The following is a 2,371-nucleotide window of genomic DNA, read 5'->3' as shown; positions in this document are numbered from 1 at the left end:
GCTTCCCTTCGGGGAAGTGGAACTAATGGAAATGAAAACTTCAGCTTCGTGCTTTAGGATCACGGAGGACATTCGTCATGGCTGCAGTAGCTCTTAACGTCTCTACCCTGAAGCCGCTGGGCGACCGCGTGCTGGTCAAAATCGCTCAGCAGGACGAGAAAACCGCAGGTGGGATCTTCTTGCCGGACACTGCCAAGGAAAAGCCCCAGGTGGGGGAAGTGGTTGCTGTTGGCCCTGGCAAGCGCAACGACGAGGGCAAGCTGATCCCGATGGAACTGAAAGCCGGCGACAAAGTGCTCTACTCCAAGTATGCCGGAACCGAAGTCAAGCTGGGCAGCGATGAATATGTGCTGTTGGCCGAGCGGGACATTCTCGCCATTGTTCAGTAATGGTCAGTGATTCAGCAGCAGTTCAACGAACGATTGAATCCTTAAGACTCTGTTTCACCCTTACCTGCATTTGCATCGGAGAGGTTGACTATGGCCAAATCAATCATCTTCAGTGAAGAAGCCCGCCGCGCTCTAGAGCACGGCATGGATATTTTGGCAGAAGCCGTAGCCGTTACCCTGGGTCCCAAAGGGCGCAACGTCGTGCTGGAGAAGAAGTTTGGCGCCCCCCAAATCATCAACGACGGGGTAACCATTGCCAAAGAAATCGAGCTGGAAGACCACATTGAGAACACCGGCGTTTCCTTGATCCGGCAGGCGGCTTCCAAGACCAATGACACGGCTGGGGATGGCACCACCACGGCCACGGTCTTGGCTCACGCCATGGTGAAAGAAGGTCTGAAAAACGTGGCTGCCGGCGCCAACCCGATTGCCCTAAAGCGGGGGATCGACAAGGCGGTGAAGTTTTTGGTAGACAAAATCGCCGAACATGCCCGCCCGGTCGAAGATTCCAAAGCCATTGCCCAGGTGGCGGCCATTTCCGCCGGTAACGATGAAGAAGTGGGCCGTATGATTGCCGAGGCCATGGACAAGGTGGGCCGCGAAGGGGTGATCTCCTTGGAAGAAGGCAAGTCCATGACCACCGAGCTGGAAGTGACGGAAGGGATGCGCTTCGACAAGGGCTACATCTCCCCTTACTTCGTCACCGACACCGAGCGGATGGAGGCGGTTCTGGAAAACCCCTACATCCTCATCACCGACAAGAAGATCACCCTGGTTCAAGACCTGGTACCGGTTTTGGAGCAAGTGGCTCGCGCCGGTCGTCCCCTGCTGATCATCGCCGAAGACATTGAGAAAGAAGCGCTGGCCACCCTGGTGGTGAACAAGCTGCGGGGTGTGCTGAGCGTGGTGGCGGTGAAAGCGCCTGGCTTTGGGGATCGCCGCAAGGCCATGCTGGAAGACATCGCCATCCTGACCGGCGGTGAGGTGATCAGCGAAGAGCGCGGCCTGAAGCTGGAGAACGCTCGCCTCGATTCCTTCGGCACTGCCCGTCGCGTCACGGTGACCAAGGACAACACCACCATCGTGGCGGAAGGCAACGAAGCGGCTGTGAAAGCCCGTTGCGAGCAAATTCGTCGCCAAATTGAGGAAACCGACTCCACCTACGACAAAGAAAAACTGCAAGAGCGCTTGGCCAAACTCTCCGGCGGTGTAGCGGTGATCAAAGTGGGCGCGGCCACCGAAACCGAGATGAAAGACCGCAAGTTGCGCCTGGAGGATGCCATTAACGCCACCAAAGCGGCGGTAGAAGAAGGGATCGTTCCCGGCGGCGGTACCACCTTGGCACACCTGATCCCGGTGGTAACCGAGTGGGCGCAAGCCAACCTGTCCGGCGATGAACTGGTGGGGGCCAACCTGGTCGCCCGCGCTCTGGGCGCTCCGCTGCGCCGCATTGCTGAGAACGCCGGCCAAAACGGCTCCATTGTGCTGGAGCGGGTGAAAGACAAGCCCTTCAACACCGGCTACGATGCCCAGAACGACGCCTTCGTGGATATGTTCGAAGCGGGCATTGTAGACCCGGCCAAGGTTACCCGTTCCGCCCTGCAAAACGCCGCTTCCATTGCGGGGATGGTGCTGACCACCGAAGCAATCGTGGTGGACAAGCCCGAGCCCAAAACCAACACGCCGGCAAGCAGCGGCAGCGGCATGAGTGACTACGACTACTAATCCGTTGACCGCCACAGCGAGGTGGATCCCTGAGGCTCACCGAAGAGCCCATGGGCACTTCGCTTCCTGGCCAGGCATCTTGGATGAATCTTTCGGGATCCCCTGGTGGGATCCCTTTTTTATGGATTTTTTTTTATGGATTTTTATTTTTTATCAAGACAGGCGAGCTGGCGGGATCATTCCCAATACCCATGCAACAGCAGCGCAACTGTCTGTGACGTTGATCCCCCTCTACCTTTGGGAGAGGGGCTGGGGGT

2 protein-coding genes are annotated in these 2,371 nt (G+C 57.7%); both read left to right on the top strand.

Annotated elements, in window-relative coordinates; all coding sequences use genetic code 11:
• Window positions 1-77: 77 nt before the first annotated feature.
• Window positions 78-389: a co-chaperone GroES gene (groES, locus tag NW819_RS01905; RefSeq protein WP_011433225.1), complete on the top strand. Its 312-nt coding sequence runs from the start codon at window positions 78-80 to the stop codon at window positions 387-389.
• A 90-nt stretch (window positions 390-479) separates the two neighbouring features.
• Window positions 480-2,114, top strand: coding sequence for a chaperonin GroEL (gene groL / locus NW819_RS01900; protein WP_011433224.1), 1,635 nt, complete (start codon window positions 480-482; stop codon window positions 2,112-2,114).
• Window positions 2,115-2,371: the final 257 nt, after the last annotated feature.

The sequence above is a fragment of the Synechococcus sp. R8-2 genome (genome assembly GCF_047461715.1).
Classification (GTDB): domain Bacteria; phylum Cyanobacteriota; class Cyanobacteriia; order Thermostichales; family Thermostichaceae; genus Thermostichus.
The sequence above is the reverse complement of the archived record's forward strand: the minus strand, read 5'-3'. Positions and strand labels throughout refer to the sequence as shown.

Bases quoted from the DNA above. Each gene is read 5' to 3' on its own strand.
- groES (WP_011433225.1), top strand. From the start codon at position 78: ATGGCTGCAGTAGCTCTTAACGTCTCTACCCTGAAGCCGCTGGGCGAC.
- groL (WP_011433224.1), top strand. From the start codon at position 480: ATGGCCAAATCAATCATCTTCAGTGAAGAAGCCCGCCGCGCTCTAGAG.